This is a genomic window from Aquibacillus halophilus, assembly GCF_009649745.1.
Classification (GTDB): Bacteria; Bacillota; Bacilli; order Bacillales; family Amphibacillaceae; genus Aquibacillus; species Aquibacillus halophilus.
Genome location: NZ_WJNG01000004.1, coordinates 1 through 24,632 on the forward strand (window position 1 = coordinate 1; position 24,632 = coordinate 24,632).

General features: G+C 34.2%; 32 protein-coding genes. 21 read left to right on the plus strand and 11 right to left on the minus strand.

From position 1 onward, the window contains the following. Positions 1–472: 472 nt before the first annotated feature. Complete coding sequence (locus tag GH741_RS05425; RefSeq protein ID WP_153735778.1) at positions 473–919, minus strand: hypothetical protein; 447 nt, start codon at positions 917–919, stop codon at positions 473–475. Positions 920–1,179: 260 nt separating this feature from the next. Next, a complete protein-coding gene (locus GH741_RS05430) occupies positions 1,180–1,629 on the minus strand; it encodes a S1 domain-containing RNA-binding protein (RefSeq protein WP_153735779.1) in 450 nt (149 codons plus the stop codon). 403 nt (positions 1,630–2,032) lie between these two features. Here GH741_RS05430 and GH741_RS05435 point away from each other — a divergent pair, with 403 nt between their 5' ends. From GH741_RS05435 to GH741_RS05455, 5 genes are all read left to right on the plus strand, one after another. Then, positions 2,033–2,398 (plus strand): hypothetical protein, encoded by a 366-nt coding sequence (locus GH741_RS05435; RefSeq protein ID WP_153735780.1) that lies wholly within the window; start codon positions 2,033–2,035, stop codon positions 2,396–2,398. Between the two features lie 181 nt (positions 2,399–2,579). Continuing rightward, positions 2,580–3,131 carry a TVP38/TMEM64 family protein gene (locus GH741_RS05440; RefSeq protein WP_153735781.1) on the plus strand — a complete coding sequence of 184 codons (552 nt, stop codon included), beginning with the start codon at positions 2,580–2,582 and terminating at the stop codon, positions 3,129–3,131. A gap of 162 nt (positions 3,132–3,293) precedes the next feature. Continuing rightward, on the plus strand, positions 3,294–3,785 hold the full coding sequence (locus GH741_RS05445; protein ID WP_153735782.1) for a YajQ family cyclic di-GMP-binding protein: 492 nt from the start codon (positions 3,294–3,296) through the stop codon (positions 3,783–3,785). A gap of 210 nt (positions 3,786–3,995) precedes the next feature. After that, the gene (locus tag GH741_RS05450; RefSeq protein ID WP_153735783.1) at positions 3,996–4,457 is read left to right on the plus strand and encodes a hypothetical protein; all 462 of its coding nucleotides are present in this window, start codon (positions 3,996–3,998) and stop codon (positions 4,455–4,457) included. Positions 4,458–4,592: 135 nt separating this feature from the next. Further along, the gene (locus GH741_RS05455) at positions 4,593–5,018 is read left to right on the plus strand and encodes a hypothetical protein (protein ID WP_153735784.1); all 426 of its coding nucleotides are present in this window, start codon (positions 4,593–4,595) and stop codon (positions 5,016–5,018) included. Between the two features lie 6 nt (positions 5,019–5,024). Here the strand turns inward: GH741_RS05455 and GH741_RS05460 are convergent, their stop codons facing one another. Together GH741_RS05460 and GH741_RS05465 are read right to left on the minus strand one after the other, a co-directional pair. After that, positions 5,025–5,285, minus strand: a complete 261-nt coding sequence (locus GH741_RS05460; protein WP_153735785.1) for a hypothetical protein — start codon at positions 5,283–5,285, stop codon at positions 5,025–5,027. Positions 5,286–5,422: 137 nt separating this feature from the next. After that, positions 5,423–6,304, minus strand: coding sequence for a polysaccharide deacetylase family protein (locus GH741_RS05465; protein WP_153735786.1), 882 nt, complete (start codon positions 6,302–6,304; stop codon positions 5,423–5,425). Positions 6,305–6,808: 504 nt separating this feature from the next. On the opposite strand from GH741_RS05465, the gene GH741_RS05470 reads away from it, so the two are divergent. The 5 genes from GH741_RS05470 (at position 6,809) to GH741_RS05490 (ending at position 10,443) form a co-directional block, all read left to right on the plus strand. Beyond that, positions 6,809–7,768 (plus strand): calcium/sodium antiporter, encoded by a 960-nt coding sequence (locus GH741_RS05470; protein WP_338079256.1) that lies wholly within the window; start codon positions 6,809–6,811, stop codon positions 7,766–7,768. 369 nt (positions 7,769–8,137) lie between these two features. Then, positions 8,138–8,368: an excisionase family DNA-binding protein gene (locus GH741_RS05475; protein ID WP_153735787.1), complete on the plus strand. Its 231-nt coding sequence runs from the start codon at positions 8,138–8,140 to the stop codon at positions 8,366–8,368. Positions 8,369–8,403: 35 nt separating this feature from the next. Then, positions 8,404–9,315, plus strand: a complete 912-nt coding sequence (locus tag GH741_RS05480; protein WP_153735788.1) for an RluA family pseudouridine synthase — start codon at positions 8,404–8,406, stop codon at positions 9,313–9,315. A 141-nt stretch (positions 9,316–9,456) separates the two neighbouring features. After that, positions 9,457–10,011 carry a DUF3231 family protein gene (locus GH741_RS05485; protein ID WP_153735789.1) on the plus strand — a complete coding sequence of 185 codons (555 nt, stop codon included), beginning with the start codon at positions 9,457–9,459 and terminating at the stop codon, positions 10,009–10,011. A gap of 156 nt (positions 10,012–10,167) precedes the next feature. Next, complete coding sequence (locus GH741_RS05490; RefSeq protein WP_153735790.1) at positions 10,168–10,443, plus strand: hypothetical protein; 276 nt, start codon at positions 10,168–10,170, stop codon at positions 10,441–10,443. Between the two features lie 105 nt (positions 10,444–10,548). Here the strand turns inward: GH741_RS05490 and GH741_RS05495 are convergent, their stop codons facing one another. The 4 genes from GH741_RS05495 to GH741_RS05510 form a co-directional block, all read right to left on the minus strand. Continuing rightward, complete coding sequence (locus tag GH741_RS05495; protein WP_338079269.1) at positions 10,549–10,866, minus strand: YggT family protein; 318 nt, start codon at positions 10,864–10,866, stop codon at positions 10,549–10,551. A gap of 146 nt (positions 10,867–11,012) precedes the next feature. Beyond that, a complete protein-coding gene (locus GH741_RS05500; protein WP_153735792.1) occupies positions 11,013–11,414 on the minus strand; it encodes a GtrA family protein in 402 nt (133 codons plus the stop codon). A 1-nt stretch (position 11,415) separates the two neighbouring features. Next, positions 11,416–12,447 carry a glycosyltransferase family 2 protein gene (locus GH741_RS05505; RefSeq protein ID WP_153735793.1) on the minus strand — a complete coding sequence of 344 codons (1,032 nt, stop codon included), beginning with the start codon at positions 12,445–12,447 and terminating at the stop codon, positions 11,416–11,418. A 27-nt stretch (positions 12,448–12,474) separates the two neighbouring features. Further along, positions 12,475–14,169: a DUF6044 family protein gene (locus GH741_RS05510; protein WP_153735794.1), complete on the minus strand. Its 1,695-nt coding sequence runs from the start codon at positions 14,167–14,169 to the stop codon at positions 12,475–12,477. A gap of 216 nt (positions 14,170–14,385) precedes the next feature. Here GH741_RS05510 and GH741_RS05515 point away from each other — a divergent pair, with 216 nt between their 5' ends. From GH741_RS05515 to GH741_RS05525, 3 genes are all read left to right on the plus strand, one after another. Beyond that, complete coding sequence (locus GH741_RS05515; protein WP_153735795.1) at positions 14,386–14,817, plus strand: BrxA/BrxB family bacilliredoxin; 432 nt, start codon at positions 14,386–14,388, stop codon at positions 14,815–14,817. A gap of 141 nt (positions 14,818–14,958) precedes the next feature. Beyond that, positions 14,959–15,921 carry an aromatic acid exporter family protein gene (locus GH741_RS05520; protein WP_153735796.1) on the plus strand — a complete coding sequence of 321 codons (963 nt, stop codon included), beginning with the start codon at positions 14,959–14,961 and terminating at the stop codon, positions 15,919–15,921. A gap of 83 nt (positions 15,922–16,004) precedes the next feature. Further along, the gene (locus tag GH741_RS05525; protein WP_153735797.1) at positions 16,005–16,493 is read left to right on the plus strand and encodes a L,D-transpeptidase; all 489 of its coding nucleotides are present in this window, start codon (positions 16,005–16,007) and stop codon (positions 16,491–16,493) included. Between the two features lie 57 nt (positions 16,494–16,550). On the opposite strand, the gene prli42 is transcribed toward GH741_RS05525, so the two are convergent. Further along, positions 16,551–16,664 carry a stressosome-associated protein Prli42 gene (gene prli42, locus GH741_RS05530; RefSeq protein ID WP_153735798.1) on the minus strand — a complete coding sequence of 38 codons (114 nt, stop codon included), beginning with the start codon at positions 16,662–16,664 and terminating at the stop codon, positions 16,551–16,553. Positions 16,665–16,813: 149 nt separating this feature from the next. Here prli42 and GH741_RS05535 point away from each other — a divergent pair, with 149 nt between their 5' ends. The 4 genes from GH741_RS05535 to GH741_RS05550 all read left to right on the plus strand — a co-directional run bounded on the left by GH741_RS05535 (position 16,814) and on the right by GH741_RS05550 (position 21,473). Continuing rightward, on the plus strand, positions 16,814–18,463 hold the full coding sequence (locus tag GH741_RS05535; protein ID WP_153735799.1) for an acyl-CoA mutase large subunit family protein: 1,650 nt from the start codon (positions 16,814–16,816) through the stop codon (positions 18,461–18,463). Continuing rightward, positions 18,456–18,863 (plus strand): cobalamin-dependent protein, encoded by a 408-nt coding sequence (locus tag GH741_RS05540; protein ID WP_153735800.1) that lies wholly within the window; start codon positions 18,456–18,458, stop codon positions 18,861–18,863. Before GH741_RS05535 ends, GH741_RS05540 begins: the two co-directional genes overlap by 8 nt. Before the next feature lie 88 nt (positions 18,864–18,951). Next, positions 18,952–20,076, plus strand: a complete 1,125-nt coding sequence (locus tag GH741_RS05545) for a M20/M25/M40 family metallo-hydrolase (protein ID WP_153735801.1) — start codon at positions 18,952–18,954, stop codon at positions 20,074–20,076. Positions 20,077–20,225: 149 nt separating this feature from the next. Further along, positions 20,226–21,473: a DNA polymerase IV gene (locus tag GH741_RS05550; protein WP_153735802.1), complete on the plus strand. Its 1,248-nt coding sequence runs from the start codon at positions 20,226–20,228 to the stop codon at positions 21,471–21,473. Between the two features lie 43 nt (positions 21,474–21,516). On the opposite strand, the gene GH741_RS05555 is transcribed toward GH741_RS05550, so the two are convergent. After that, a complete protein-coding gene (locus GH741_RS05555; RefSeq protein ID WP_153735803.1) occupies positions 21,517–21,873 on the minus strand; it encodes a SpoIIAA family protein in 357 nt (118 codons plus the stop codon). Between the two features lie 321 nt (positions 21,874–22,194). Between GH741_RS05555 and ylbD the strand changes: the two genes are divergently transcribed. From ylbD to GH741_RS05575, 4 genes are all read left to right on the plus strand, one after another. Beyond that, on the plus strand, positions 22,195–22,620 hold the full coding sequence (ylbD, locus tag GH741_RS05560; RefSeq protein WP_153735804.1) for a YlbD family protein: 426 nt from the start codon (positions 22,195–22,197) through the stop codon (positions 22,618–22,620). 12 nt (positions 22,621–22,632) lie between these two features. Next, complete coding sequence (locus tag GH741_RS05565) at positions 22,633–22,866, plus strand: YlbE-like family protein (protein WP_338079257.1); 234 nt, start codon at positions 22,633–22,635, stop codon at positions 22,864–22,866. A 64-nt stretch (positions 22,867–22,930) separates the two neighbouring features. Then, positions 22,931–23,371, plus strand: coding sequence for a YlbF/YmcA family competence regulator (locus GH741_RS05570; RefSeq protein WP_153735805.1), 441 nt, complete (start codon positions 22,931–22,933; stop codon positions 23,369–23,371). A gap of 186 nt (positions 23,372–23,557) precedes the next feature. Continuing rightward, positions 23,558–23,833: a YlbG family protein gene (locus GH741_RS05575; RefSeq protein WP_153735806.1), complete on the plus strand. Its 276-nt coding sequence runs from the start codon at positions 23,558–23,560 to the stop codon at positions 23,831–23,833. 69 nt (positions 23,834–23,902) lie between these two features. Here the strand turns inward: GH741_RS05575 and GH741_RS05580 are convergent, their stop codons facing one another. Then, complete coding sequence (locus tag GH741_RS05580; protein WP_153735807.1) at positions 23,903–24,292, minus strand: DUF7147 family protein; 390 nt, start codon at positions 24,290–24,292, stop codon at positions 23,903–23,905. Positions 24,293–24,632: the final 340 nt, after the last annotated feature.

Consider the following 24,632-nt stretch of genomic DNA (forward strand, 5'->3'; position numbering starts at 1 on the left):
TAACTACTACATTAAACCAACCAGAGTTAAATACTTATAATGGTTGATTGTGGTGTAGACAATCGACTCTAGAGTGAAAAGTAACAAAGGTCTCATGCGACGAGTAAGCGCAGGTATTTTCGAAATGTCTATGGATTCCGTCTACGCTAGTAGTAGTGTTTTTTTATTAAAGAAAAACCCATGAATTTATTGTCTCAAGGATCCACCCTTGAACAGTGAGCTACTCAAAGCGGAGGAAAAATACGACACTCCTATGGGAAAGGAACAGTCTGAAGACCCCGCAGTGAGTGTTCTTTACGAGCGAGGAGGCTGAGGCGTTCCCCATGGAAAGGGAGTGTTTTTCCGCAGCGGCGAAATAGCACTATTCCCAATAAAGACCGTAAGGAAGTCAGATAGTTACGTCGGAGTTTATAGGTATTCTGTCATAAACAATCTTTTTTCTAAGTCAATTCTACCTAGGTTTCCTCTTAGCTTATATTCGTCTAAAACCCTCTTGTTGAAGATAATCAGCAGCACCATTATAGGTTGCATAGCTTCCGTCTAACATTTCCCCAGCATAAACATTCCACGAATCAAAATCGTTAATTACCTTTAGGGTCTGATTTTCAGAATTTACCCATGTTTCCTCAAAAGGTTCTTGTTCAGAGAGGGATTCAATTGACTGCTTTATTACTTTTCGAATTTCCTGCTCAGAAAAGTCACGAATATTTACCATTCCTTTATTGTCAATAACATAATCGTCATTTATTAATTCAGCATAGACAAATCCATTCCCATTTGGGTGTAGATGATAGACTACAAGCTTTTTATCAATTACACTTTCTTCAAAATGGTAATTGTGACGACCCAAAGATACATCTTTCCGTTGTAATTCAGTGAAAGATTCTATAATTGCTATTTTTTCATTATATGTAAGCATGTTAGCCTCCAATTAGTGTAGTTTCCTGTATTTAAATCGTATTATAACACTCAAATTTTTAAAAATACTATTTTCTTAATCCGATTTTTATCAGCCTGTTTCAGTGAGTGCTCTTTAAACTAATTCCAACTAAGCAAAAGTATCCTTTTAAATCAAGGTTAGATTCGTGAGATAGAAAAAGATTCATCTTTTATAGAAAAACAAAAAAGGCAAACCGATTTTTGGGCTTGCCTTCAACTATATTTATAAAATGTAGCAGGTTATCCGCGTCTTCCGCCTCTACCGCCCCGTTTTGTTTCGGTGCTACGTTTAAGATTATATAAATTTTCTTCACTAGTCTTTAGGAATTTTGACATTTTATCTTCAAAACTTTCCTTTGGTTTAAAGTTGCTTTTTGAACGGAAGTTTTTGGAATTCCTATCGTCTCTTCCTTGGCGCGCTGGGCGTTGGGAATAAGAAGAGGTTTGTCCTTCAGGTCGATCTATCGCTTTTTTGATGGACAAGGCAGTTTTTCCGTCCTTCTCACTGATTACTTTAACTTCAATTTGGTCGCCAACTTTAAGATGATCATTAACATCTTTTACATAGCTATCTGCTACCTCACTGATGTGAACAAGACCTGTCGAGCCTCCAGGTAATTCTACGAATGCTCCAAAATTGGTGATGCCTGTTACCTTACCTTGTACCTTGCTGCCTACTTCGATTGACAAAAAAAGTTCCCCCTCAATAATTTTAAAACCAATTCATTATAACAAATTATAGCAATTTAATCAAATGGTTATAAGTATTAAAAATAAAGTTGTATCACTATTCTTTATAGATTATAAAAAATAAAGTTGTGTTTTTCAAGGGATTTCCTTGTTTTTATTATGACCAGTGTTTTTATTTCTAAAATAATTAAATATGCAAGTATAAGAGTATGCCCCAAAAATTCCTTTTATTTAATTAGTTATTATACCTTACTTCTGGACTGAATTCCACCAAGAAAAGACAGTATAGTGGTATTAACTGGTAATAAAGTGTATACTGATTAAAAAAGGGTAAGCCCTTTGGTCTTCTGGTGGTTCAACTCATCGGCAGAGGGTTTGAGACCAATACGAAAGGATGACCAAAATGACAGGTATGTTATATCAGGCAAAAATTGGTGATGGATTTAAGAAAAAGGGATTGAATAGAAGAGGTACTTTTTTTAAAACACCAAAAGAAGCTGTATCAGAAGCTTTGGCTTTAAAGGAAAGTATTGATCAAACGTATAAGAATGGAATAGAATGGGACTATAACGGTAAAATGACAGGTTCGGTAAAGAAGGTTAAAATATTGCGAGGATTTTTAAATGGTGACAGAGAGTCGGAACCATTTTATTTACAAATTTTAACTGTCAAAAAAGAGAAGAGTAGCGCTGTAACTCCTAAGAAACCAAAAACAGTTACGACGAAGGATAAGAAAGTATTAGATAAGGTTATGGAATTGTTAAAGTAAAATAACAGTAATATTTGAATATAAAAAAACCGCTTTGATAATAGGCGGTTTTTTATATTCTAGTGAAACTATTCTAATACACTTATTATTGGCGGTCTATTTACCTTTTATTTTGTTCTGTTTTACCCCTATAAGCGTTTAGTCTTAAAGTGAGTTAGGAATTTTTAACAGGGGGAATCCTATGGATCAATTTAATCAGTCCCTTGAATTTCTAATAGAAGGTACTGGATGGTTAGCTCCAGTTCTTTTTATCCTATTGCATTTATTTCGGCCGTTTTTCTTCCTTCCGGTTATTGTCGTTTGTATTGGAGGTGGGGTATTATTCGGTTTTATTAAGGGTGCATTATTATCTTTTATTGGCCTTTCTCTCATGAGTTTAGTTTCCTATCAGTTGGTTATTAAATTTCCAAGATTTCGTAAAGGCGTCACCCATTTAAAGAAAAAAGTATTTCAAGATCGAACTGTTTCGGTTAGCCAGGTGATGATTTTACGTATTATGCCGTTCGTCCACTTCCATTTACTTTCTCTTTATCTAATGGAAATGTCAAAATCATTCAAGGAGTATATGTACTTTTCAGTTTTAGGTCAAATTATGCCAGCTGTTCTTTATACAGCTTTTGGTGAGGCTATTACTGAGCTACCTTGGTACTCAACTGGAATTATGGTTATTATATTAGTTTCCATTTATGGCTATCTTGGTAAAAGGAACAAAGCACATATAAAAGGTAGTTGAATGGATTAGGAGTGGATGTAGGCTATTGCTTATGTATTAGTAAATAATAGAAGTGAAACACAATACTTTTTAACTAATCCCACTTAGCTAACTAAATATATAGTAAACTGAGGAAATTAAAGTAATATTTTGTTATAGTAGAGTAAAAAGTGGAGGTATATCATGGCAAAAGATAGTTCATTTGATGTTGTATCAGAAATTGACTTACCCGAAGTTATAAATGCAGTCACAATGGCAACTAAAGAAATAAAGACTCGCTACGACTTTAAGGGAAGTAAAAGTACTATAAATGTAGAAGATGAAGAGCTTGTGTTAGTTTCCGATGATGAATACAAATTGGAGCAGCTTAAAGATGTATTAATTAGTAAATTGATTAAACGTAATGTTTCCACAAAAAACATTGATTATGGCAAAATCGAAAATGCTTTTGGGGGAACTGTACGCCAACGAGCAAAGCTAATTCAAGGTATTGATAAAGAACAAGCAAAAAAAATAAATAAAATTATTAAAGATAGTGGACTTAAAGTAAAGAGTCAAATTCAAGATGACCAAATTCGTGTGACTGGAAAGAATCGTGATGATTTACAAGCTATCATGGCAGCGATTAGAGAAGCCAAACTGACGATTGATGTACAGTTTATAAATTATAGATAAAATATTTTTAATGAATTAAACCTTTCTGCTAGTAATGTGGAAAGGTTTTAATTTTTTTTTAATATTTTTTAAATATGTAATGTTAATGGGTGCATAAGCCTAATTTATACATATACTAATAAAAGGTAATTGGTGATATCTATACTTAACCTCCTTCAATTGATCTTTTTTGTAAGATTTATACTCCATAAGAAAAAAGGAGAGGATTGTGTGAAGTTTAGAATTCAATATCTTCCACTAAGCAAGATTAGACCTGGTACATCTATTAGAATGACAGAGGAAATAAAAAAGCTCCATATCTTAATGTTAGATTGTATGCATCTTCTAGTTGTGAGAAAAAATAAACAAGACAATAACTATACTATCTTAAGTGGTCTCAGTCGATTCGAATATCTCCGGAAAAATGATGGCAAAAAGTATGTACCCTGTATTGTTGACGAACAAAGGGATTTAAATTTAAAGTCTTTAGTTATTCATTTAAACAATAAGTTTTATTCAAACGAAAATTCAATCCTCCATAGTTGGTCAATAATTAAATCTTTTCAAAAGACCGATCGGCGGTTCGATCAATTGTCCATGGTACAAAAAATGAAGGTGCTTTTTATCGGGATACGATATAAGCGAACAGTTATTTCTGCTATGAAAAAAAAGATTGATCATTTTGAGAAGTGAACGATTTCCCATTAATGCTTGTTTTTTTCAGTGGATGAGCAGTAAACCTTTTGGATAATAACTAATAGTAGGACGAGCAATTATATAAGGTAAATCTAAATTCCTAGTTAATTTAAATGGGAGAAGGTGATTAAAGTGCAACTGATCGATGAACTGTTAGATGATTTAATAGAGGTAGCTAGCAACTATAACAATGAGTTTATTGATAAAATTGAACTTGATTTAAAACTACAATTACTCATATCGAAAGTTGATAGAATTGAAATAAATTTTAAGGTTACTCCATTGCAAAAGCTGGTTGCTAGAAGACACACAAAATCATTTAATCAGCTATTATACAGGTCTAAGTATAAGGCTACTGAATCTTTATTAAAGTTGAAAGGGGCAAGTAATAAACGTTTATTTAATAGTAAATTAGATCAAATTTTAGCGAATAGTCTAGAGTTTAATTATCTATACAACATGTTAGATGCAAGCTGCAACGCTTATATAACGAGAAACCAATTGGAACCACTTCCAAAACCAATTCAAATTTTTATGTACACTAGAAGAAGCGATTAAATTTTTCTAGTAAGATTGAATGGCAAACCGGTAATATTCCAATGTGGCTTTTAGGGATTCCCAGTGGTAAGCATACAGCTCTGGACAGTCTTCAATAATCTGACTGAGATAAAAGTTTAGCTTATGATCCCTGCATGCATCAAGAAAATCATTATACTGTTTTAATCCACACTCTAACTCCTCAAGTAGTTCAAATTTATTTCCTTCGTATTCCTCCTCTAGATCAATAATAATAGCGTTCACTACGGTGTTATATATTTCTTCCATTATAGTTTCTCCTTCAGTGAGTTGTATTTTATTCAGTAATTCCTCATTTCCCACTGATATTCCTCCAACTGTAAGCAAATCTATTTACACAGCTTTATTTATTCTCGCCTTTATAACAAAAAGTTGTTCAATAACTATTAATAAAGCTCGTAATCTTCTAATTTAACAAATTCAAACCCCAGGTCCTTTAATTGAGGAACTGCAATAGCAACTCCTTCTGCGGTACCAGAGTTAGGTTGGTTCATATGAAGAATAACGATGGAGCCTGGCTGTGCTTGGAGGAGAGAATTTTTAACTTGATTGGCTGTATAGGTAGCACCTGCGTCACCGTTAATATCAAAGTTGACTACTTCAACTCCTAAATTGTCTAGTAATGAGACAGATACTTCATCATAGTGTGCCGTCCCTGAACGGAAATACCTAGGTTTCTTGCCGGTAATCTGGTATATTTTTTGGTAGTTTGTCATTACTTCTTCCAAAACCTCAGACGGAGAATTTGTGCCATTTATCCCATATGCTTTCTGACCATCTATACTCAGAGGTTTATGGTGGGTACCATGATTTTCAATTTGGAAGAGATCTATTCCTGCCAAAAATAAAAATGTTTCCTCATTTGCTGTAATCCAGCGTTCATTAATGAATAGAGTAGCTGGAATTTCATTATCTATTAAAAAATTAATCAATTGTCCATCAAAGCCATTTCCGGTGGAAGAGCCACAAGCATCTAATGTTAATGCAATAATAGGCTCTTCTGTATTTATTCGATTTTTCACACCGGAGACATGTAGCCCCCATTCTTTTGGTGAAGGATAGACTTGCAGTGATAGATATTTTATTGTTCTTTGTAATTCATGAAAAATAACAGCTTGAATGAGAGGATGATCATCTGAGAAGTCTTTTTGATGGGGAAATCTGTCGGATTCAGAAAGTGATTTTGCCGAAAGTGTTCGATTATTATTTGGATAAGCAATGGTAACAATCACAGAAAGTGAAATGAGAAAAATGATGATCCTTTTCATTTGAATCCCCCGTTCTAGATTAACTGATTTCATTATAGTGGATTATTAAATTATAAACTAGTAACCTATTAAGAAACCTGAATTTTATTAGTTGTTACTAACCTGTTTGGTTTTTACCCTAATTCATGTTAAATGACAGAAAAAATAGAATTTTATCCTCATGTATGGCATTACTAAGATGGTGGAAGATTAGTAAGTGGTGACACTCTAGTCGCATACAAAAATGTTACTTAAACAGGACTTGAATAAACAATTCCAATTATTCGTCAAAAATTCAACTACAATCTTAAATTGGAAATTTAGCCAAGTAACAGATAAACTAGAAAATAAATTAGTGTGACTAGCATTGAAGTAAAGTGGTGGAGGGCCTTAAGTTTTTGGGGAAGATTGCTTAACTCCCGTGGCATTCATAGAAACAAAGACGATAAGGAATTCTGTTCATGTTATACGAAAGTCCATCCAATGTTACTTTGCAGGAAGTATATAGAAGGGGATTGATAATAAGTGACTTATTTATTTTTAATTATAGGTTTTGCTTTGTTAATTAAAGGTGCAGATTTTTTTGTTGACGGAGCATCAAAAATGGCTAGAGCTTTCCATATCTCACCACTATTGATAGGACTAACCATCGTAGCATTTGGTACTAGTTCACCGGAGGCAACCGTGAGTATAGTTGCCGCACTAGAAGGCAATGCTGGTGTAGCTATTGGAAATGTTGTTGGAAGCAATATTTTTAACATTACTTTAGTAGTTGGATTGACTGCGATGATTAATCCATTAAAAGTTGACAGTGTAACAATTAGAAAGGAAATTCCATTTACTTTACTTGCTAGCATAGCATTATTGATCCTAATTAGTGATATAAGCTTCCAGTTATTGAGTGAGAACTTTATTACCAGAGGCGATGGCTTTATTCTTTTATTGTTTTTTACTATTTTCTTATATTACATATTTGAGGTAGCAAGAAATAATCGAGAAAAAATAAAAGAAGATAGCGGCGCAAATCAGGAGAGTTCCCCATGGGGGAAGAATATAGTTATTACACTAATTGGTCTCGCTGGAATTATAATAGGTGGGGATGTAGTAGTTAATAATGCAACTACAATTGCAGTGTCGTTTGGAATGAGTGAAACTTTAGTTGGTTTAACAATTGTAGCAGTGGGGACATCATTACCAGAATTAATTACTTCAATAACAGCAGCCCTTAAGAAGGAAAGTGAAATTGCATTAGGAAATATTGTAGGGAGTAACATTTTTAACATATTATTTGTACTCGGTTCAGCCTCGGTTATTGCTCCACTTGCAGTAGAGGGAAAAATATTTGTTGATGTTCTATTAATGATACTGCTAACTGTAACTTTATTAGTTTTTTCTCGAACATCTTTCAGGATTGGAAAACAAGAGGGAATTATTCTAACTGTTGCTTATATAGCTTATATGATATTTATTATCATGCGTAATTAGGGTTTTATTTGAATGGTTTCTAGTAATGGAAACAAGGAGTTACTCTGACGCCTTTCAACATTCAGTCTTTGTAACCTTAGTTATAGTCGGTCAATTGATTAGTCTTGAAAAATCAATTTGTCTCATAGGTAGCTGAACCATACCCTTTAGCTATTCCATAAATCAACATACAATTTTTTTAGGTCAATTCATCCAACGTACTTTGCAGCTTCAATTACAAAATATCTTTGGTTTGATTAATGCTCATTATAATTCGATTTCCTCTTTCTTTCTTGGTGAAGGATGGGCAAACACAAAAGTTATGAGATTGAGGTGCTTAGTGCTACAATTATGGGTGGAATTGTCACATAAATTAGTGAGGGTGAATCCATGTACTTAACAATTAAAGAGGCTGCAGAGTTCATTGAAATACCTGAGAGTCAAATTAAGAAGTTTATTGACCAAGGGCGAATTCGTGCAATTCATGACGGGGAACAATATGTAATTAACAAAGAGCAATTTACTACACATATGGAACAATTGGAAAATTATAAAAAACTAGTGGATGAATTTTGGAATGAGCCAATTCCAGAAGATATCGATATCAAGGATGAAGATTAATTATTTTAAAAGTGGGGCCAACTAGGAGGAAATTATTGATCGTGAAAAACAGACAGAACAAATCAACAAAAAATGTGGCTAAACCTGAATTGTATATTGTTGAAGAGGAAGCTGAATTGTTACCTTTCCTATTAGATACTTTATCAAATCGAAGTCGTAACTCGGTGAAGTCTATTCTTACTCGTGGCCAAGTGTACGTGAATGGTGAGGTTATAACCAAACATAACTTTCAACTGGAACCCGGTTACAAAATTTCGATTGAAAAAAATATAGTAGCAAAAGCAGCTTCTTTTACTGGATTGAAAATTGTCCATGAGGATGATGACATCATTGTCATTGAAAAAGAATCTGGGTTATTGTCGATCTCCTCACCAAAAGAAAAGTCACTGACAGCCTATAAGCAACTAATGACATATGTACAGAAAATAAATCCGAAAAACAGAGTTTTTGTCGTTCACCGATTAGACAGAGATACTTCAGGAGTAATGATGTTTGCTAAGAGCGAGAAGGTAAAATTAAAGTTGCAAAATTCATGGAAAGATATAGTTGAGGAACGTGCTTACATAGCTCTTGTTGAAGGCGTAATTAAAAAACAAGAGGGAACAATAACTTCCTGGTTGAAGGAAAGCAAGACATTAAAAATGTATTCCAGTTCCAATCCAAACGATGGACAACATGCGGTCACACATTACCAAAAAATCCAATCAAACACTAACTTTACATTATTGAACGTTCATCTTGAAACTGGAAGGAAGAATCAAATTCGTGTTCACATGGAGGATATTGGTCATCCAATCGTAGGAGACAAAAAATATGGTTCAAAGGTCAATCCAATAAGTAGACTTGGTTTACATGCGAAGACTTTAGCCTTTAAACATCCAACAACAGATGAAATAATGAGGTTCGAGTCAAATACCCCTAAGTCTTTTTTTGATAGTTCTAAATAAGACCAACTAAGATATTTTCCTTTGTTTATTACAATGATTTTAGGAGAATCTATAAGTTAACGTTGTAGAATGATGAGTTTGGAGATTCTTTACATTATTTCAGGTATATCAGGAATGATATGGTTGAGGAGGTGAGAAGAAATGCCTAACCCATTTGAAGCAGTTTGGAACTCATTAAAGTTAGCTATTGATAATACAGATGAGCCTAAATCGCCATTACATGTAATCGAAGTAGGTGATTGTTGGAAATATGTTACGATGGTGGAGGAATTTATTCGGTATGAGGAAATTGGATTAAATACCTCTTCAGATGATGAAATAATAGAAATGTTGACAGATGCAGTACAATTGTGTGAATCCCATGTGAAAAAGATGAGTCAATTTATGAGGCAGGAGGGAATTTCCTTGCCAGATGTCACATCATCAAAACCTAACTCAGATTCAAAGGAAGTACCTTTAGGGGTAAAGTTGACAGATAGTGAGATTTCCAATGGAATTGCTTTTAAATTAGTAATATGCATGCAGCATTGTGCTAAAGGACAAGCTGACTCGCTTCGTAATGATATGGGTATGATGTGGCTTAACTTTTATTCAGAGTGGGTTACGTTTAGATCAACTTTAAAAACGCTGATGCGAAAAAGAGGTTGGATTAAAGTACCTCCGTATTACTATCCACCCGGCTATCCGAATCAATGAACCTACAAAAACCAACTCTTAGATCTGGAGTTGGTTTTTGTAGGTTAAAGCCCAATTCTAATTACTCCAAATAAGCTTGTCACTGGAACCTAGTAAAAATTGAGATTATAATAACTATTATATACTTTTATTGACATGTCAAAAAGGAGGATAATAATGAATTTGGATTCGGGTGTTGCTATCTTTTTGATCTATGTTTTTCCTTCATTGTTGTTTGGTTTGGGTCTTTTTTTAATTGCTCGTTTTTATTCTAAAAGAAGAAAACTAATTTATCCTTTGATTACAGCTAATACAGGAATTGTCCTTTATTATCTCGCAATGCTAATGAGTGGATGGATGATTTTAATACTAATACTAGCTGCTATTATGTTACTCGTTGTCGGCTGGTTAACTTTTGTTATTATGCATTTAACATCCAGGGCAAAGAATTAAGAATGAAGGAAGAACGGATTGCAATGATGCTACCCTTTTCCCAATTAGTCAAGAGAGTAAGGGATAGTATCAAAAATTGATACTATCCCTTCGTATAACCATCATTCATTTTTTTGCCATACCATCAAACATCATAACTAATCTAGTTAAAGCATAACCGACGATAGTATAAATAATAGTAGCGAATAATGCGGAAAATTCAATTACAAATGTACCATCAAGATTGGCGGTTGGGAATATTCCTTCGAATGGATAAAGTAATGGCGCACTTGTTTCATAGATCCATCGAACAAACGGTGCAGTTTCATTGGCTCCAAATAATCTTAAAACAATCCTTAGCCCCAAAATCAACTGAGCAATTCCGATTACTATATTTATTAAATGGATAATAATTGGTTTCCCCTTGATACTATCCCTCCTAATAAGTTTGTTTTATATAACCTTCCCAGTTTGTAAGAGCTTGAAACAGGTAGAGACAAACAACCCTAACATTATTTGCCTCTAGGATTTAAAATCTGGTATGCAACTTATCCGTCCGAATACTACTATTTTATAATATGAAGTCAGAATTATTTATTGAATACAAAATTTTTCTGGCCAAAGTAATTAAGAATAGTATAGATTGTAGTTCCAAAAAATATGGCTAGATATCCACTGTAAAATGATGGAAGCAATAATAAATTTTGAAGCAACCAGATAGAAGATTGTTTTCCAATATAATAAGCAAATAAATAGCACAGGATTACCACAAGGAAAAAACGAAAAATGGTTTGTAAAACGGATTTCTCGCTGCGAAAAGTAAAAGTTTTGTTTAATAGGTAACTAACACAGGCACCTACTAGATTTCCGATAAATGTTGAAATCCAATATGACAACCCACTAAAGAATAGGAAGTACATAAGTGTTAAACTGACTGCTGTGTTGACCAGACCCACTAAAACAAACCGAGAAAAGGGAGAAATATTCTTCATATTATTTCTTCATTTGCAGTTTTTTTCCAGGGATTATTGTACTAGTTGTGGTTCTTAAATACTGGAACGGGTCCTTATCCGTGTACAAATCTATATCTATTGCATATTTTGGTCTTTTTTTTACCTCCATAAAGATTCTGCCGATATATTCACCAATAATTCCTGTACCCATTAATTGTAGTCCACCTAAAAGCCAGATGGAAATCATTAATGAGGTCCAGCCTGCATCAGTATTTCCAATTATTTTTTGTATAATAGCATACATACCGGCAATCCCGCCTAAAAAAAATAAAAAGAAACCTAAATAAGTAATGAAACGAATCGGAGCAATGCTAAATGATGTAATTCCATCAAATGCAAACGATAACATTCTTTTTATAGGATATTTGGTATCGCCTGCATATCTTTCTTTTCGATCGTACATTACTTTAGTAGTTTTAAAACCAATCATCGGAAGAATTCCTCTTAAGAACAATTTTTCCTCCTGGTATTGATTAAGCTCCTCAAGCACTCGTTTACTCATTAAACGATAATCTGCATGATTATAAACTAGATTAATCCCAAGTTTATTCATAACCCGATAAAAACCTTGAGCAGTTATCCGTTTAAAATGTGTGTCGGTTTTTCTACTACGACGCACACCATAGACAACATCATACCCCTCATGATACTTCAAGACAAAATCACGAATAACATTAATGTCATCCTGTAAATCTGCATCGATAGAAATAGCACAGCTAGATTTTTCTTGGGCTCGTTTTAATCCAGCAATAAGAGCCGTCTGATGTCCTACGTTACGGGAAAGCTTTAAGCCTGTAACATACCTATTTGTTGCACATGCTTTAGCTATTAATGTCCATGTACCATCCTTACTTCCATCATCTACGAACAATAGCTTGCTTTTATCCGAAATTAAATTTTCTTCTACAAGTTTATTTAATTGTATCGTTAGTTGTTCAATGGTTTTATTTATGACTTCTTGTTCTTCATAACAGGGTACGACTATAGTCAATAAAGTATGTGATATCTTCAATCTTTTTCCTCCTATTAGGATGTTTAACTAAGATGTTTGATATAAGTAAATTTTCCAAACTGATTCGGGATGTGTAAACTCTTTTACCAATCTAATATTATTTTCGTTGGCGTTGTTAATTGGTACAGCGGAGATAAAGTAACGTCCACCCATCTCTTTAAAGACTTCAGTATTTAAATTAAGATTTTCGATTTGTTTATTTGAGTTTTTTCTGAAATCATAATTCTTCCCTAATTCATCTACAAAAATGTAACACCGGCTGCCCCATTCATCGTAATACCTTTTTAATGTTTTGTTCTTATCTAATTCCTCAGAAATTATTCTTCTAAATTGATGTTTATAAGAGATAGGGTAAAGGTTATTGTAAGTATCTAATGTGTAAAACCCATTATATTGTGAAATGGCAGGATGAATCCCAATACTTGCGACCCGATAGGATTCCTGAGGCTGACCAATATGTTCTTTAATATCCTTGAACTGCTCCTCCGCATAAAATTCCCGAAAAGAAGGCGACTTATGATAGAAGCCATAATGTATTTCCTCGTTAAATGGAAGGAGTACAACTAACTGAGCAATAATAGCGATAACAACAACTTTTCGCCACCTTTCACCAAGCCTCCATAAAATCACACATGCAAGGGCAAAACTAAGGTAAATGATTAAAGGTCTTAAGAAGTGAAAGCGAGCAAAATTAAATGTAACGAGTATATCTATTGTTCTTTTTAAGGGAATCCAAATGTTGTTAAACCACATCGCATACCATAGAGAGAGAGCGTAGTTGGTGACGAACAGGAGTATAAACAACTTCTCTGTTTTCTTCTTTTTGTGAAAAAAAATAATACCTAGCGTTAAAAATAGTAAAGGAATAATAACTAATGTGTGTACGGTCATTACATGGGTGTGACCTAAAAAGAAATTTTTAAAAGAAAGCCGTATTGAGTGCCAAAAATCATGCCTCGAGGATATAAATTCAATTCGATGCATTGGTTCTAGAGCTGACAGTAGTGATAAAACAAGTCGGTACTCAATAAATAGAAACATTCCAGACATCAGTCCGATACTTGCTAGAAATGGTACATTCCAATTCCGCTTAAAAACAAGGTCAAATACCCATATGGTAGCAACTAATACTAGAAAAAACATAAAGCCAAGGACAAGACTAGAGTATAGCGGTAATAGAATGAGTGTTAGCCAATTAACCCACCTGTAGTTACCATTTCTAATGTTTAAAAATGCCCATAGTGCAAGTGGATGGCCTAAGGTACTGAGCATTCCTGACGGCCAAAAAGGTGTTAAAGCAAATGCTAATGCAACCCCTACTCTTATCATTGTGGCATCTTCATCACGAACAAAATGTCTCATTAAGAGTAAGTACATACCGATAAAAGCAACCACTCTAGTTATCGTCTGACTTATGGCATAAGCTGTCATCGTTGGAAATAAAGCGTGTAGCCATACAATTCCACTAAATTCAGAGCCAAATGCATTTCTTGGTAAGCCATTAGTCACCTGTGGAATTGTCGAACCAACTTCCCCGAAAATTTCTCCACTTTCAGTTAGTACTTTGTACCATGCCAAATTAGAATCCAGATTATCATGAACTCGAATGTGAGCATCTTCCCCAAGTAAATAAAGAGGTGATAGGAATAATAGTAATATTAAAAAAGCTATTGATAAATAAACTCTCTCTTTTCTACTTTTTTCTAAACCAAATGACAACATCCTTACACATCCGTTACTTTTTTTAGTTAATATAATCACATGTCAAATTTAGTATTGGCTCTAACGTTTTGGAAAATGTATATAATAAATGAAAAATTTTCTTCGTTAATAATATAACCATTTATGGCCCCAATAATTGCAACTAATGGGTAAACTTGTTACTATAAAGTTAATATTGCAAATAGCAATAGTTATCTCTAAGGAGTTGGATATAAAATGGATTTTAATTTATTTATGAATGACGCAGTGAATTCTGCGCGAAAAGATATTACTGAAGCAGGATATGCTGAATTATCTACACCTGAAGAGGTAGATGAAGCTCTAAATCGTAAAGGTACAACATTAGTTATGATCAATTCGACTTGTGGATGTGCTGGAGGGGTAGCGAGGCCAGCTGCTGCTAATGCAATCCATTACGATAAACGTCCTGAGCACCTGGTTACAGTTTTTGCTGGACAAGATCGAGAAGCCACAGAACGAGCAAGAGAATTCTTCGAAGGATATCCACCGTCGTCTCCATCATTTGCTCTTTTAAAAGATGGTAAAATTGTCACAATGGTCGAGCGACATGATATTGAAGGGTTTGGTCCAGTAGATGTAGTTGGTCGCCTTCAAAAAATATTTGATGAGCATTGTGAAGAACTATAATTGAATGTTTATTAAACAATAAGTTCCTTTGTCGTCACAATCTGGCAAAGGAACTTTTTTTCTTATCCTTTATAAGACTTGAATGATAAGAGCTTAATTTAAACTATTGAACATTAAAATAATAATTAGGGAGTTATTAAGTTGAGAATTGGTTACCGAACAATAAAGACAGCCATTGGTACACCCTTCGCCATTTGGATAGCAGAGCTGTTATCACTTGAAAACTATGTTTCTGCTGGAATCTTAACTCTTTTATGTATTCAACCAACGAGGAAACGATCGTTTTTGAGCTCTTGGCACCGATTAGGTGCATGTCTTTTAGCTATGGTATTTGCATTTGTTGTATTCGAATTAGTAGGTTACCATCCAGCGTCTATTGGTATATTATTAATTTTATTTATCCCGGCAACTGTAAAATTAAAATTAACACCAGGTATTGTAACAAGCTCTGTTATCTTATTACATCTCTATAGTTCACAGTTTATTACTTGGAATTTAATCTGGAATGAATTGGGCTTAATTGTCATTGGTATTGGGACAGCCCTGTTATTAAACCTGTATATGCCAAGTCTAGATACGAACCTAATAGAAATGCAGAAAAAGCTGGAAGATAATTTTAAAATTATTTTACAAGAAATTGCTATTTATTTAAGAGAAGGAAGACAAACATGGACCGGAAAAGAAATTACTGAAACAGAAGATCTATTGAATGAAGCAGAGAGAATGGTATTACGAGATTTAGAAAACCATTTACTCAGAGGTAATCATCCCTATTACGATTATTTTATAATGCGGAAAAAGCAATTCGAACTTTTAAGGAGAATGTTACCATTAATTAGTCAAATGACAGTCTTATATGAGCAATCCTACCGAATGGCTGATTTATTTGACGATTTAGCTGACTCAATACATCCAGGTAACACGGCTAGTATTCATTTACAAACAATTCGAGAATTAAAACAACAATTTGAAGGAGATGAATTGCCCAAAACAAGAAAGGAATTTGAAACCAGGGCAAATTTGTTTAGGTTACTTTATGAAATAGAGCAATACTTAGTTTTAAAGAAGAATCGTACACCAAGGCAAAATGTGAAAACTACCTAACTCATTAAATTTCTTTAAACGGTTAAACTATTCATAGAACATCAAGAAATGAGGTGGATTTCACGAAAAGTTTAGTATTATTGATGTTATTCTTATCTCCGTTATGGCCCTTAGGAGAGAATCCGACACCATATGCCCCTCTTGTAATTGTTAATAAACAAACAAACGAACTTGCATATATATATAAAAATCAAATACAGGAAATCTACCGTGTCGCCACTGGTGCTACTAATGAACTAACACCAAACGGGTTGCACACTATTCTTATAAAAGCTGTTGACCCATACTATCGTAAAAAGAATATTATAGGGGGATCTCCAGAAAACCCTTTAGGAAGTCGTTGGATTGGATTTGATGCTAAGGATACCGATGGAAGGATTTATGGTGTACATGGGACGAACCAACCAAACTCTATTGGAGAAAATGTTTCTGCGGGATGCATTAGAATGAAAAATGAAGATGTTGAGAAGCTGTTCTCACAAGTGCCAGTTGGAACCAAAATATTTATTACAAGGTCTGATCAGGACTTTGAATCGATTGCAAAACAACTGAACGGAATAAAAACAGACTGAATAGGGAGAGAACTCCATAATTCAGTCTGTTTTTTTGTGTGATTGAATGGTTCTATATTAAAGAAACATCGCTAAACCTGCTGTTAGAGTCGATAAAACCATAGCAATTACCATGATATAAACAACTATTTTAATGCGTTTTTGACGTTTGGATAACTTTCTTGTTGCCATTGTTTACTCCTCCTTCATGCCCTGTGCTACTAGTATTTTAACTTGAATTGTCTAATTGGACAAGTCCATAATTTTTTTAATACTAACTTTGATTGTTCAGAATATATATAAAATATGGCTAATTTTATAACATCAAGGAGTGACTAAACATGAGTGGTCCTCACAATGGTGGTAAGAGCGAGGGGAATATAAGCGATAATAAACACAACGGCATTAAAAATCACCCAAAGGAAATAGATATCTTATATACGAATTCAGGAATTCCTATAGAGTTTATATACAATAAAAAAAGTCATATTCCAAATACTTTATCAGGAGTTTATCCATATACAAGAGGAATTCACCCATATATGTATCGTAGTAAACTTTGGTCAGTTAGACAATATTCGGGTTTTGGTTCTGCGAGTGATTCGAATGCTCGCTTACGTTATTTATTAAATCAAAGGCAAAACGCTTTATCAGTCGCATTTGATTTACCAACCCAAATAGGCTATGATTCTGATCATCCATTTGCAGAAGGTGAAGTCGGTAACGTTGGAGTGGCTATTGACACATTACAAGATATGGAAATGTTATTTAATAACATACCTTTGGAAAAAGTTAGTACATCTATGACTATAAATGCGCCCGCAGCTATTTTATTTTGCATGTACGTTGCAACAGCCGAAAAAAGAGGAATTTCACCTACACAACTTTCAGGAACAATTCAAAATGACATTTTAAAAGAATACGTTGCTCGTGGAACATATATCTATCCCCCAAAGGCTTCTATCAGGTTAGCTACTAACCTTATTACCTACATTAATATACATTTCCCTAAATTCCATCCAATTAGTATTTCTGGTTATCATATAAGAGAAGCAGGTTCCACTGCTATCCAGGAGGTAGCTTTTGCTTTTGCAAATGCGAAGGTTTACTTAGATGAAGCTTTAAAACAAGGTGAAATAGTCGATCACTTTGCACAAAGGCTATCTTTTTTCTTTAGTGCAGATAATGATTTTTTTGAAGAAGTGGCAAAATTTAGAGCTGCTCGTAGAATTTGGGCGAAAATTATGAAAGAACATTATCATGCGAAAATGCCTAAAAGCTGGCAACTCCGATTTCATACGCAGACAGCAGGATCAAGACTAACTTCACATGAACCGGATAACAATATTGTTCGAGTAACCATCCAAGCTCTCGCAGCAGTTTTAGGCGGTACTCAAAGCCTACATACTAATTCAAAAGATGAAGCATTAGCTTTACCAACTGAAGATTCTGTTCGTATCGCACTCAGAACTCAACAAATAATAGCTGAAGAAAGTGGAGTAATTAAAACTGTCGATCCTCTAGGTGGTTCGTATTTTGTTGAATACCTGACAGATGAAATTGAAGCAGGTGTAGTCAAGCTTCTTGATGAAATAGAACAAACTGGAGGTATGATAAAGGCTATTGAAACGGGTTTTATCCAGCGGGAAATAAATGTAGCTTCTTATCAGTCATTTAGGCAAACAGAAGAAAAAAAACAAAAGGCAGTTGCATCAGAAGGTTTTTCTCTGGATAATCAAATGACATTACACGAGAATAATCCTTTATTAGAAAAAACCCAAATACACTCCCTTAACGAGATAAAACTAAATAGAGATAATCTACTTGTCTCTCTATGCTTAGATAACCTTAGAAAAGCCAGCTACGATGAACAGGCTAATCTAATTCCGTTCATTATGGAGGCTGTAAAAGCTTATTGTACTGTTGAAGAAATATCAAACGTATTTAGAACCGTATTTGGTGAATTTAAAGAGGGTAATCCCAATGGGTGATTCCGTTCGTGTGCTAGTAGCCAAAGTTGGTTTGGACGGACATGATCGAGGTGCTAGAATTCTAACAAACATACTAAGTGCTAGTGGGATGTTTGTTTATTATACGGGCATCAGGAAAACACCAGTTCAGATTGCAGAAATAGCGGTAGAAAATAAAATCGATGTAATTGCTATATCGATTTTATCAGGAGGACATAATCACTTGATTCCCAGGTTGATAGAGGAATTGTGTAATGGTGGAGGCAGCGAGATTCCAGTTATCATTGGTGGAATTATCCCTGAGAAGGACAGAGGATTTCTTATTGATTTAGGTGTAAAGAGAGTGTTCAACGGAAGTGAATCCGTGTCAGAGATAATTAGGTTTATAACGGATATAGGGAAGAAACAATTTAATCGCTAACGTGTTATTAAGATACCTGTTTCTAATTGACAATTAGCAGTCGTTTCGCTAACGTACTAATTAATTGATACTACTAGGAGGATATTTCATGATAGCAATTAATCAAGATAGGTTAGTTAATGAATTTATTGAATTAGTTAAGATAGATTCTGAAACGAAAAATGAAGGAATGATTGCGGAAGTTTTAAAGAAAAAGTTTGAGTCTCTAGGCCTAGAGGTTCATGAAGATAATAGCAAGGCCCAAACTGGTCATGGTGCTGGTAACCTGATTTGTAATTTAAAGGGAAAAAAGAATGACGCGGATACAATTTATTTCACATCTCATATGGATACAGTTGTTCCAGGTAAAAACATAAAACCATCAATAAAAGACGGCTATATCGTCACTGATGGTACAACGATACTTGGTGCGGATGATAAAGCCGGTTTGGCGGCAATGCTTGAAGCGATTCGAGTGCTACAAGAAAACGATATAGAGCACGGAGATGTTCAATTTGTAATCACTGCTGGTGAAGAATCAGGGCTTGTTGGTGCAAAAGCATTAGATACTTCTTATCTAAAAGCAAAATACGGCTATGCGGTTGATAGTGATGGTAAGGTCGGGAATATCATTATTGCAGCGCCTACACAAGCAAAGGTACATGCGATAGTTAAAGGGAAAACTGCACATGCAGGTGTAGCCCCTGAAAAGGGCGTATCGGCAATTACGATTGCCTCCAAAGCAATAGCTAAGATGCCATTAGGTAGAATTGATTCAGAAACAACCGCAAATATTGGTCGCTTTCAGGGTGGATCGCAAACTAATATTGTTTGTGATCATGTGGAAATTCTTGCAGAAGCAAGATCCCTAGTTCCTGAGAAAATGGAAGCTCAAGTTAACAAGATGAAAAAGGCGTTTGAAGAAGCTGCTGAACAAATGGGTGGTAGCGTTGAGTTAGATACATATGTAATGTATCCAGGGTATAAACAAGAAGCTGGAGACCATGTTGTTGAAATCGCTAGGAAAGCCGCAAAAGCAATAGGAAGAGACAGTGAATTGAGAAAGAGTGGAGGAGGAAGTGATGCGAACGTTATTGCTGGACACGGTATTCCTACTGTAAACCTCTCTGTAGGATATGAGGAGATTCATACTACTAATGAGCGCATAGCGATTAAAGAGCTAGTTAAAATAGCTGAATTTATTACTTCGATCACTCAAGAAGCTGCTAAGTAAAAAGAATGTTAACCGCTGGGATAGAACACCTTATCCCGGCTTTTTTTATTGTTTTACATTTAAGCAAAGCAGTTGTGAATCTATATTGATTACCGCTTCCGACTATATGGTATAATAGATAGAACAACCGTTCTTAAAAGGAGATAGTTATGTCAAAATGGTATCCAAAAAAAGGACGCGTCATTTTTCACGTTGATATGAATAGTTTCTATGCTTCAGTAGAAGCGGCTTATGATCCTAAACTTAAAGGCAAACCTATAGCTGTTGCTGGAAATCCTGAAGAAAGAAGAGGGATTATTGTTACAAGTAGCTATGAAGCAAGAGCTAAGGGTGTTAAGACCACCATGCCACTCTGGGAGGCTAGACGGTTATGCCCAGAGTTAATTGTCATGCGCCCTAATTTTGAAAGGTATAGAGCTGCTTCTAAAGAGATGTTTAAAATACTGTCAGAAATAACTCCAAATGTACAACCTGTATCAATAGATGAAGGATATATGGACATTACTGAATGCCAAGATTTAGGTAGTCCATTAGAGATTGCTGCAAATATACAAAACAGAATTGCAAATGAGCTAGATTTACCTTGTTCAATTGGAATAGCACCAAATAAATTTTTAGCTAAAATGGCATCAGATATGAAAAAGCCAATGGGGATTACTGTGTTAAGAAAAAGAGACCTACCCAAGAAATTGTGGCCGCTAAAAGTCGAGGAAATGTATGGTGTTGGATCCAAAACAGCTGAAAAACTAAATGGGATAAATGTTCATACAATTGAGGACTTGGTCTCTACCGACGTTTACCAGCTTAAGCGTTTGCTAGGAATTAATGGTGAACGACTAAAAAATAGAGCGATAGGAATTGACCCTAGTCCAGTAGATCCTGATGCTGTTTATGATTTTAAAAGTATTGGAAGTTCGGAGACATTACCTAATGATACTGTTGAAGAAACTGAAATAAAAAGGTTGTTTCGAAATTTAGCAAGGAATGTGGCTAGGAGATTAAAGCGAAAGCAAGCAGTTGGTCGAAGTGTTCAAATTATGATTAGGTTTCATGACCGAAGAACCATTACTAGAAGTGTAAAACTCCCCAATTACCTTGAGGATGAAGATGAAATATTTGCTGTCAGCAATGATTTATTTGAGCAGAATTGGAACGGTGATCCAATCAGATTGCTCGGTATCACAATCCAAGATGTTGCAGAAAAGAAAGAAATCGCACATCAGTTAGATTTATTTACTTATGAGCAGGAAGCTAGCAAAGAAGGTCTTTATAAAGCAATTGATAAGTTGAATGAAAAATATGGAAAAAGTACTTTCATAAAATTAAATTCTAATCAGGAGGATAATCAACCTCGAACTAGTTTCCAAAAGGATTTTCTGGATGATTATAAAAAATAAAACCCAATCCTCCTACAAAGGAATTGGGTTTTAACTAGTTAATTTAGGAATTTAGCCAATCTAACGCTTGATCCCTTTGACCTCGATCAAAATGTTTAGTTTCAATTTTAGGTAAATAACTACCTATTTTTGTTGCTATTTCTAACCATTTTTTATCACTTGTTACTGCAATTTTATTTACATCTTTCCAATGATTTGCCTCAAATTTCAGATCTTCAATTAAACCCTGCATCGAGTAACCTTCTATCTCTTTTATAACTAGTAAAAGATTTATTTTACCATCGGCAGCTTTTTTTAATTTAAAATATTCTTTGAATTCCTCCATGTCAGTTTCAGTAATTTTGCCATCTACGTTGACTTCAACTACAGATTCTAGGTTGTTAGTAGTTAAGGTAATCATTGAAATCCTCCTTTAAAAATCTCTTGTTATAAATTACCCGTCAAATAGATTTGTAAACAAGAAATTATTAAATCAGAAAATTTTTAGTTAAAAGTGGACAAAAATACGATTTGTCACTGAAAAGTTGAAAACACTCAATTATTGTCAATTTTTAAAGAACTTTGCGCTTTCCCAGGAAATAATTAAGTTTTTTTATAAAAGAATTCCCACACAAATTTTCTTCGTTTATAATTACCTACATTTATTTTAAATTGTCACATTGCCTATGGTATTTCATAAAATACAATAGAAAAGGTTTTACAAAGATTCGAGGTGAATAGGTTGACTCAAAAAAACTTACATCCATCAATAAAAGAGTTTAAAGAGTTTGTAAGAGAACATCCTGGCATTATAAAAGAAGTTAGGAATAATGGGGATAAGTGGCAAGATTATTATGAAAAATGGGTCCTTTTAGGGGAGGATGACCCCTCATGGGAAAAGTATAAAAAAACAGGTACTTCTACTTCAAAGACATCAGATTCAACTAATACTGAATCAAAGAAAGATAAACAAGAGATTATGAATCAGATGATGAAAATGGTTGAAAATGTTGATTTAAATAAGGTTGAAGGTCATATAACTCAATTAAATGGGGCAATTACTAATATTCAATCATTAATTGGACAGTTTAAAGAAGCGAAAAAACAATTCCCATCCAAGAAGAATAATGAAAGATCACCATCACCATTTAACATAAATAGAGATTAGGAGGTGTCCTAAGTGGAACCCAATCTTTATCAATTTCTGCGTTCGCGACCAGAATTACTAAAATTTATCCGTCTTAATCCACAGTGGTATAGAGAGTTAACGAGAAATCCTTCTCGCATACAGGATTTAGAGAAAGAAGCGAATGTATTTTATGGGAGGACTGTACCACAAAGAATAGAAAAGATATCGAATCAAGTGCAAATGGTTTCCATGTTAATACAAATGGCAGGTGCAATGAAAGATTAGATTTCACTTGCCTCTTTTATTTATTGATAATAATTGGTATGATAGTGTCAGTGGAGGTGGGAGAATGTTAGCCACAATAGAAATTGTTGATATTTTAGATCAATCAGAACAACTTGGTCAGTGGATTCTTAAATCTGACGTTATGCAAGAATACAATAAAGCAAAAGACGCTTTATCTAATGATAAAGAGGCTCAAAGCCTCATTTCTAACTTTTCCAAAACAAAAGATCAATATGAGGAAGTTCAACGTTTTGGTAGATACCATCCAGACTACAGTTTTATTATGAAAGAGATTCGGGCAACGAAACGAGAAATGGATATGAACGAGCTCGTTGCCTTATATAAGATTGCAGAAAGAAATCTACAAAATCTGTTAGATGAAGTAAGTGAAGTAGTTGCCCATAGTGTTAGTCACCAAGTGAAGGTTCCTAGGGATGGAGCATTGCTTAAAGAAGGTGGCTGTGGTTGTGGATCAGGAAGTAGCGGCTGCGGTTGTGCATCATAGATGTTTTAATCGAACTAAAAAAGTCTATCTTGAAAAAGATAGACTTTTTTAGTTATTTTCGGGAAGCTATTTTCTTGTTGTCAACTGTTAATTCTCTTAAAATTCTAGCGATTCTAATAATCAACGTTGATGAACTTCAATTATTTTGATAAACTAATGTAAAGTAGTTATAAGTGAGGACTTATTATGAGAACAAAACGCCAAGGAATTATTGTTTGGTTTCAGCATATGAAAAATGTAAAGCAAATTAAACGATTTGGACATTTAATTTATGTTTCAAGAGAGTTAAGATATGCTGTTATCTATGTTGATCAGGAAGAGGTAGAGGACAAACAGGATAAACTAAATCTACTTCCTTTTGTTTCAAAGGTAGATTTGTCTTATAAACCATTTATTAGGACAAACTTTGAAAATGCTAAAATGGATAAAGCAAAAGAGTACGATTATAAAATGGGAATATAACGATAATGAAACTCCCCTTAACAATTTGTTAGGGGGAGTTTCATGTTAACTAACCTAGATTTTAAAAAATTATTGGTATGGCTTTAAAAATCGGTTCATTCTAAAAATACCTAATAAATATTGATAATATAAAGACTTATCATGGAAAAAAGTGGACGGTTTCACAGTTATTTCTCTTATTTGCTGATTGGTTTGATTCGCTATTTGCTCAAATAGCTGATATCTTTTCGTCACTTTATTTGCTGGATTTGGTACGCCTTCAAAACATATATAGATAGGCTGGAAGTCTCCTTCAGCACCTGGCTTCATAATAATTGCTAATGATGTTAATTCCTGTCCGTTCTTATTAGTATGAATGGCAATAATTTTTTCAATTCTTGTTTTCATATAGTTAGCCAAGTCTACTAACTCGTAGACGTCAGAATATCCGTCTCCTAGTTCGATAAAACGCTGTATCATTCGTATGTACACCTCTTTTTAATTAATCTTATCATGGTGAATAAAAAAAGTGAAAGTATTAAAGTTATAAAAAAAAGCCTGCAGAAATAATCTGCAGGCCCTTTTTGCTTTCAATTAAGAAAAACAAAAAGGCAAAGGGAGAGGAGAAACCGGAGGAAGAACTTATGGGGAAACGTAAGTCTTCTCCGTGTTCAGAAGCAACTAATAGGATTGTTAGCTGCCTCAATAATATTATGGACTTCGTCTAAAAATATATACATGCTTAAAAAATTTTAAAAGAGGGTGTTTTTAAAAGATTGGTGTTTTTACAAAAAAACCATAGATGCGACGTAACCTTTTA

Coding starts and splice junctions, on each gene's coding strand:
- GH741_RS05425 (WP_153735778.1), bottom strand. CDS start 919: ATGCTTACATATAATGAAAAAATAGCAATTATAGAATCTTTCACTGAA.
- GH741_RS05435 (WP_153735780.1), top strand. CDS start 2,033: ATGACAGGTATGTTATATCAGGCAAAAATTGGTGATGGATTTAAGAAA.
- GH741_RS05440 (WP_153735781.1), top strand. CDS start 2,580: ATGGATCAATTTAATCAGTCCCTTGAATTTCTAATAGAAGGTACTGGA.
- GH741_RS05445 (WP_153735782.1), top strand. CDS start 3,294: ATGGCAAAAGATAGTTCATTTGATGTTGTATCAGAAATTGACTTACCC.
- GH741_RS05460 (WP_153735785.1), bottom strand. CDS start 5,285: ATGGAAGAAATATATAACACCGTAGTGAACGCTATTATTATTGATCTA.
- GH741_RS05465 (WP_153735786.1), bottom strand. CDS start 6,304: ATGAAAAGGATCATCATTTTTCTCATTTCACTTTCTGTGATTGTTACC.
- GH741_RS05475 (WP_153735787.1), top strand. CDS start 8,138: ATGTACTTAACAATTAAAGAGGCTGCAGAGTTCATTGAAATACCTGAG.
- GH741_RS05485 (WP_153735789.1), top strand. CDS start 9,457: ATGCCTAACCCATTTGAAGCAGTTTGGAACTCATTAAAGTTAGCTATT.
- GH741_RS05490 (WP_153735790.1), top strand. CDS start 10,168: ATGAATTTGGATTCGGGTGTTGCTATCTTTTTGATCTATGTTTTTCCT.
- GH741_RS05500 (WP_153735792.1), bottom strand. CDS start 11,414: ATGAAGAATATTTCTCCCTTTTCTCGGTTTGTTTTAGTGGGTCTGGTC.
- GH741_RS05510 (WP_153735794.1), bottom strand. CDS start 14,169: ATGTTGTCATTTGGTTTAGAAAAAAGTAGAAAAGAGAGAGTTTATTTA.
- GH741_RS05515 (WP_153735795.1), top strand. CDS start 14,386: ATGGATTTTAATTTATTTATGAATGACGCAGTGAATTCTGCGCGAAAA.
- GH741_RS05525 (WP_153735797.1), top strand. CDS start 16,005: ATGTTATTCTTATCTCCGTTATGGCCCTTAGGAGAGAATCCGACACCA.
- prli42 (WP_153735798.1), bottom strand. CDS start 16,664: ATGGCAACAAGAAAGTTATCCAAACGTCAAAAACGCATTAAAATAGTT.
- GH741_RS05535 (WP_153735799.1), top strand. CDS start 16,814: ATGAGTGGTCCTCACAATGGTGGTAAGAGCGAGGGGAATATAAGCGAT.
- GH741_RS05540 (WP_153735800.1), top strand. CDS start 18,456: ATGGGTGATTCCGTTCGTGTGCTAGTAGCCAAAGTTGGTTTGGACGGA.
- GH741_RS05545 (WP_153735801.1), top strand. CDS start 18,952: ATGATAGCAATTAATCAAGATAGGTTAGTTAATGAATTTATTGAATTA.
- GH741_RS05550 (WP_153735802.1), top strand. CDS start 20,226: ATGTCAAAATGGTATCCAAAAAAAGGACGCGTCATTTTTCACGTTGAT.
- GH741_RS05555 (WP_153735803.1), bottom strand. CDS start 21,873: ATGATTACCTTAACTACTAACAACCTAGAATCTGTAGTTGAAGTCAAC.
- GH741_RS05570 (WP_153735805.1), top strand. CDS start 22,931: ATGTTAGCCACAATAGAAATTGTTGATATTTTAGATCAATCAGAACAA.
- GH741_RS05575 (WP_153735806.1), top strand. CDS start 23,558: ATGAGAACAAAACGCCAAGGAATTATTGTTTGGTTTCAGCATATGAAA.
- GH741_RS05580 (WP_153735807.1), bottom strand. CDS start 24,292: ATGATACAGCGTTTTATCGAACTAGGAGACGGATATTCTGACGTCTAC.